6 protein-coding genes are annotated in these 6,117 nt (G+C 74.0%); 3 read left to right on the top strand and 3 right to left on the bottom strand.

The window, feature by feature from the left end; translation table 11 throughout:
- The first annotated feature begins 356 nt into the window (after positions 1-356).
- Positions 357-1,364: an O-antigen ligase family protein gene (locus ACI2L3_RS38820; protein WP_404757183.1), complete on the top strand. Its 1,008-nt coding sequence runs from the start codon at positions 357-359 to the stop codon at positions 1,362-1,364.
- A gap of 9 nt (positions 1,365-1,373) precedes the next feature.
- Here ACI2L3_RS38820 and ACI2L3_RS38815 read toward each other — a convergent pair whose 3' ends face one another.
- Positions 1,374-1,931 (bottom strand): hypothetical protein, encoded by a 558-nt coding sequence (locus ACI2L3_RS38815; RefSeq protein ID WP_404757182.1) that lies wholly within the window; start codon positions 1,929-1,931, stop codon positions 1,374-1,376.
- Between the two features lie 108 nt (positions 1,932-2,039).
- Positions 2,040-2,828, bottom strand: a complete 789-nt coding sequence (locus ACI2L3_RS38810; RefSeq protein WP_404757181.1) for a glutamate racemase — start codon at positions 2,826-2,828, stop codon at positions 2,040-2,042.
- Between the two features lie 58 nt (positions 2,829-2,886).
- On the opposite strand from ACI2L3_RS38810, the gene ACI2L3_RS38805 reads away from it, so the two are divergent.
- The gene (locus tag ACI2L3_RS38805) at positions 2,887-4,077 is read left to right on the top strand and encodes a glycosyltransferase (RefSeq protein WP_404757180.1); all 1,191 of its coding nucleotides are present in this window, start codon (positions 2,887-2,889) and stop codon (positions 4,075-4,077) included.
- 4 nt (positions 4,078-4,081) lie between these two features.
- Here ACI2L3_RS38805 and ACI2L3_RS38800 read toward each other — a convergent pair whose 3' ends face one another.
- Positions 4,082-5,362, bottom strand: a complete 1,281-nt coding sequence (locus ACI2L3_RS38800) for a TerD family protein (RefSeq protein WP_404757179.1) — start codon at positions 5,360-5,362, stop codon at positions 4,082-4,084.
- 271 nt (positions 5,363-5,633) lie between these two features.
- On the opposite strand from ACI2L3_RS38800, the gene ACI2L3_RS38795 reads away from it, so the two are divergent.
- The gene (locus ACI2L3_RS38795) at positions 5,634-6,059 is read left to right on the top strand and encodes a DUF6643 family protein (RefSeq protein ID WP_404757178.1); all 426 of its coding nucleotides are present in this window, start codon (positions 5,634-5,636) and stop codon (positions 6,057-6,059) included.
- Positions 6,060-6,117 lie beyond the last annotated feature (58 nt).

The raw sequence follows: 6,117 nt of genomic DNA, 5'->3' as shown, positions 1-6,117 counted from the left end.
GACGGCCCACCCGGCCCGACGGTGGGCAGCCCGCCCGGCACGACGGTGACGGCCCACCCGGCCCGACGGTGGGCAGCCCGCCCGGCACGACGGTGGGCAGCTCGGCCAGCCCCTAACGGTGGCGGCCCGGCCGGCCCGAACGGTGGCGGCCTGGCCCGCCCGAACGGTGGGCGGTCCTGCGCGGGGCCGTCCGCCGTATCGTTCCTGCGCAACCGGTCCCGCGGCGCGGTCGCAGCCGTTAGCGTGTGGCCGAGTCCTCCGCGTCCGGGCGGTTCGCGTCACCGTGAGCACCGCCCGCGTCGGTGGGGGCCCGTCATACACCGGGGGGCGACGGGGTGGGGTCAACGGGGACGGCCATGCCGGCCGGGCCGGCAGCGGCGCACGAGCGGCCTGCCGCGTCCGACGCGACGGGCGGCGCGCTGCTCGGTGCGTGCGCCGCCTGGGCGCTCATCACCGCCGGCGTGCACGGCGGAAGCCCCGAGGGTGTGCTCCTCGCGGTCCTCGCCGTGGCCGCCGGTTACGCGGGCGGGCGGATCTCCGGGGCGCTGCTTCCGGTCGCCGCGCCCTGTGCGGGCGCGCTCGCGGGGCTCGGCCTCGCCGTGGCGGCGCCGCGTCTCACGCTCGGCCCGTCCTCCGCCCTGGGCCACACCGGTGCCACCGCCGCGCTGCTGATCCTTTCGGCCGGCGCCGCCTGCTGCGCGGCGTGGGCGGCCCGGACCCCGGCGGCGCGCCTCGCCCTGCGGCTGCTCGCCGTGGGCATCGCGGGCACCGCGGCGGCGCTCGGCTCGCCGGTCGGCTGTGCGGGCTCCCTCGTGGTGCTGCTCTGTTCGCTGGCGGCGGCCCGGCTGCGGAGCAGGGCGCTCGGGCTCGCCGGGCTCGCCGTCGCGGCGGTACTGATCACCGGCGTATCACTGGCGGTGGCCGACGACTCGCTCCCGGACGGGCTGACGGCGCCCCTGGAGGGCGGTCTCGGCCGGCACCGGGTGCTGCTGTGGCAGGACGCGCTGGGCCTGGCGGAGCGGGAGCCCGCCATGGGCGTGGGCCCCGGCCGGTTCGGCGAGGTCAGCCCGGTGGCCGCCGAACAACTCCTGGCAGACGGCAAGCCGCACTCGGCGCCGCTGCAGCAGGCGTCGGAGCAGGGCATCGTCGGGGTGGCGCTGCTGGCGGCGGTGTTCTGCTGGCTGCTGTACGCGCTGTGGCGCTCGCCGGGCTCCACCCAGGTCGTGCTGTCGGCGGGCGCGGCCCTGACCGCGCTGACGGCCGTGGCTGCGGTGGGCAACGCGCTGAGCGTGACGACGGTGACGACGGGGGCGGGCCTGCTCGCGGGAATCGCGACGGCTCGGCCCTTGAACGGTGACGGCTGACCGTCCGGGTCAGTTCGCGTTCCCCATGAGCCGCAGCCGGGCCCTGATGGCGCGCACCGCCGATTCGGCGTTGTCCACCGTCACCGTGAACTTGTGGCCGTCGCCCAGGCTGAGCACCAGCCCCTCGCCGCGCCGGACCACGACGGCGGTGCCCTTCTCGGGCCGCCAGCGGTAGCCCCAGCCGCCCCACTGCCGGGGCGTCACGGCGGGCGCGAACTCCGCGCCGACGACGTGGGAGAGCGGGATCAGACGGCGCGGCAGCCCCAGGTGACCGCAGCGCACTTCGAGGAAGTCCTTGTCGACCTTCACGGCGACATGCACGAAGGCGAGCGTCCCGAAGAGCATCAGGAGGCCGACGGCGATGCAGCCCACGACGGACATGACGAGGGGCGCGATGCCCGAGGTCCACATGGAGTCGACCGCGAGCTCGATGCCGAGCGCGAGGCAGGCGGCGCCCGCACACGCCAGGAGCCACTGGGCGCGATTGGTGGCGCGTCCGGTCCAGACCTCGTGCGGGTTGTCGGATGCGGCCCGCTCGTCGTGCTCGTCGGGGGCTTGGTCCTTCATGCCTTCGAGACTACTCAGATTCGACGGTGAAGCCACCGGGCGTAGCGGAGCGTCACCACGCGCTCGTACGAGGCGGGCGGCGTCGTGGCACAAGGCGGCGCGGCGGCGTCAGATCGCCGGGCTGGTCTCCGCGAGCATGCGCCCCTCCGCATACGTGAGCGCCGTCCGCGGCAGCTGCTCCGCACGGCCGCTGAGCAGGACGGTGAGGCCGGGCGCCGACGCCGCGGGATCGGTGCTGGGGCGTGCCCCGCTCCTGCGCAGCGCCTGGGCGGCCACCGCGCCGGCCGAGCCGTGCAGGACCAGGGGCGGCAGGCCGGGCTGCTGGACGGCGGCGCGAATGCGCTCGGCGACCAGCTCGTAATGGGTGCAGCCCAGGACGACGGCCCTTACATCGCGCGGGGTGAGGGCCGCGGCGGCGGCGATCGTCTCGTCGATGGCCTGCTCGTCCGCGTACTGCACCGCGTCGGCGAGGCCCGGGCAGGGCACCTCGGTGACGTCGATGCCGCGCGCGAACTCGTCGATGAGACCGCGCTGGTAGGGGCTGCCGGTGGTGCCAGGCGTGGCCCAGATGGCGACGGGTCCGCCGCCCGCGGCCGCGGGCTTGATCGCCGGCACGGTCCCGATCACCGGGATCCCGGGCTCCAGACGGGCCCGCAGGGCGGGCAGCGCGTGGACGGAGGCGGTGTTGCAGGCCACGATCAGCGCGTCGGGCCGGTGCGCGGCGGCGGCCTCGGCGACGGCGACGGCGCGCTCGGTGAGGTCTTCCGGAGTGCGCGGCCCCCACGGCAGTCCGTCCGGGTCCGAGGAGAGAACGAGATCGGCGTCGGGTCGCAGGCGGCGCACCGCGGCCGCCGCGGCGAGCAGTCCGATGCCGGAGTCCATGAGCGCGATCTTCACCCGGTCACCATAGTCGATGGGCCCCACAGGTTCCTTCCGGTGGGGCAGACTTCGACGGATGAGCGCCGTTGCGTGGATCGCCGCCGGATCTCTTGCCGCGTGGCTGTGGCTGCTGTGGGGGCAGGGCTTCTTCTGGCGTACGGACGTGCGGCTGCCGCCGCGCCGGGACCCCGCGGAGTGGCCGTCGGTCTGTGTCGTGGTCCCCGCGCGGGACGAGGCGGCCGTTCTGCCGCTGAGCCTGCCGTCGCTGCTCGCGCAGGAGTACCCGGGGCGGGCCGAGGTGTTCCTCGTCGACGACGGCAGTTCGGACGGCACGGGCGAGCTGGCCAGGTCGCTGGCCGAGCGGCATGGCGGGCTGCCGCTGACCGTCGGCTCCCCCGGCGAGCCACCCGCGGGGTGGACGGGCAAGCTCTGGGCGGTACGTCATGGCATCGGCCTCGCACGCGCGCGGGACCCCGAATTTCTGCTGCTCACCGACGCGGACATCGCCCACGGGCCGGACAGTCTGCGCCGGTTGGTGGCCGCGGCGGACAACGGAGGCTTCGACCTCGTCTCCCAGATGGCGCGGCTGCGGGTGGCGAGCGGCTGGGAGCGGCTGGTGGTGCCGGCGTTCGTCTACTTCTTCGCGCAGCTCTACCCGTTCCGAAGGATCTCCCGGAAGGGCTCGCGGACGGCCGCCGCGGCGGGCGGCTGCGTCCTGCTGCGCAGGGACGCAGCCGAGCGCGCCCGGATCCCCGACGCCATCCGGCACGCGGTGATCGACGACGTGGCGCTCGCGCGGGCGGTCAAGCGCTCGGGCGGTCACATCTGGCTCGGCCTCGCGGAGGACGTCGACAGCGTGCGCCCGTATCCGCGCCTCGGTGACCTCTGGCGGATGGTGTCGCGCAGCGCGTACGCGCAGCTGCGGCACAACCCCCTGCTGCTCGTCGGGACGGTCGCGGGGCTAGCCGTGGTGTATCTCGTCCCGCCGGTGGCGCTGCTCGCGGGACTCGTCACGGGGAGCGCTGCGGCGGTTGTGGCCGGTGGTCTCGCCTGGCTGGTGATGACGGGGACGTACCTGCCGATGCTGCGCTACTACCGGCAGCCGCTGTGGCTCGCCCCGCTGCTGCCGGGCACCGCGTTCCTGTATCTCCTGATGACCGTGGACTCGGCGGTGCAGCACTACAGGGGACGCGGCGCGGCGTGGAAGGGACGTACGTACGCGCGCCCCGACACCACCGCTCCGGAGCCCTCCCCCGAGCAGGGCTGACGCGTCACTTCCTGCCGGGCGTCCAGTTCATGCCCCACCCGTAGGCGTGGTCCATGGTGCGCTGCGGGCTGACGCCGCGCTCCGGCACCAGGTAGCGGGCCTCCCGCTGGACGACGAGGTCCCCGCCGTTGTTGGTGAGCAGGGCCAGCGCGCACACGGTCGAGGGGACCGTGCACTCGTCGAGCGAGAAGTCGACCGGGGCGCCGTGCTGCGGCTGGAGGGTGACCGTGGCGTTGAGGTCGGCGAAGCTGCGCGCGCCTTCGTAGATGGTCACGAAGATGACGATGCGCCGGAAGTCGTTGATGTGATCGAGGTTGATGGTGAGGTTCTCGCCGGTGGCGACGGCACCGGTGCGGTCGTCGCCGTCCAGGAGGATGTACGGGGGCTGGTGCAGCGCTCCGAAGGCGTTGCCGAGCGCCTGGACGACTCCCTTGCGGCCGTCGGCGAGTTCGTAGAGGGCGCAGAGGTCCAGGTCGAGGTCGGCGTGCATGGCGACGGCCCTGCTCAGCTTGGCGCCCCAGCTCTTGAACTGCTTGCGCGTCTCCCAGTTGAGGTTCACGCGCATGCCGCCCGAGGTGCCGCCCTGCTTGGTCAGGGAGACGGACGGCGCGTCCTTCGTGAGCGTGACCTTGGTCAGGCGCACGGGCGCGGGGGCGGCGGGGGCAGTCACCGGAGGGGCGGCCGCCGGGGAGGCGGGAACGGCCGCCGGCGCGGGCGGGGCGACCGGGGCGGGCGCCGCCTGCTGCTGCTCGTCCACCGAGATGCCGTAGTCCGTCGCGAGGCCTTCGAGCCCGCTGCCGTACCCCTGTCCGACGGCGCGGAACTTCCACGCGCCCTGGCGCCGGTAGAGCTCGCCGAGGACGAAGGCGGTCTCCACGGTCGCGTCCGCGCTGTCGTAGCGCGCGAGTTCGGCGCCGCTCGACGCGTCCAGGACGCGGATGTAGAGGCCGGGTACCTGCCCGAACGTGCCGCCGTCGGCCGACACGGCGAGCACCACGGTCTCGATCTCGGGCTCCACGCGCGCGAGGTCGACCGTCAGCGCGTCGCTCACACCGGCGTCGGAGCGCTGCTTGCCCTCGTGGCGCACGGCTCCGGAGGAATGCGCCGGCTGGTTGTAGAAGACGAAGTCCGCGTCCGAGCGCACCTTTCCGGATCCCGACAACAACAGCGCGGACGCATCGGCGTCCGGCACTCCGGCTCCGGAACCCCACCCCAATTCGATCCGTACCGCGGGTGCCGGTACGGGAACGTTCGATCCTTTAGGCATTGTCATGTCCGCCCCCATCGCGAGTCGCCGTCCGGCAGGGCCGCCGTTTCCGTTCGCGGCCAACCTATTACCCGGACCCGAGGAGTGGCCCACGACCGCGCCCGCGGGCCCGCACGGGCCGACCGTGGGTAACCCGCCAGGAGCTCGGCTTTTACACGATCCCTACGCCGTTCGGCGACCGATTTTCCCAAGTTCGCTCGCATTGGGGCTCCACAGCCACAGTCGACACGTAAAACAACCCTCTTATCGGTCTCCCCAACCAGCACATCAAGGGCTTAACTTATGGAGCATGACCTCCCCCCGCTCCACCTATGGCGGCGGTTACTACTCCGCGCCGTCCTTCCCGGACACCCCGATCTACGACTCCCTCGTCGCAGAGCGGGGCACCCCTCAGATCGCCCCGATCCGGGTTCCTTCCGCGTACGACACGGGTAATCACCTGCCCGCGCTACCGGCCGCGCTGCCCGCGCTGCCGGCCGCCCCTTCCCATTCCAACCAGGCGTACGGCTATCCGCAGGCCCAGCAGCACGCCCCGCTGCAGCAGGCTCCGGCGCCGTACATCCCGCAGCAGGCCGCGGCCCCGCGCGGGTATCCGGGCGCCCAGCCCCAGCGACCGGCGCCCGGTACGGGGTACGAGGCGATGCGCCCGGCGGCGCCCCGCCCGGCGCCCGCGGCGTACGAGGATCCGTACAACCGCCCCTACCGCGGGTACTGACCTCAAGAGCGGCCGGGAGCACGCTCTGCGTGATGCCGCCGTCGGGCCTCGGCCCGGC

The organism is Streptomyces sp. NPDC029674, from assembly GCF_044903205.1.
Lineage (GTDB): Bacteria > Actinomycetota > Actinomycetes > Streptomycetales > Streptomycetaceae > Streptomyces.
The sequence above is the reverse complement of the archived record's forward strand: the minus strand, read 5'-3'. Positions and strand labels throughout refer to the sequence as shown.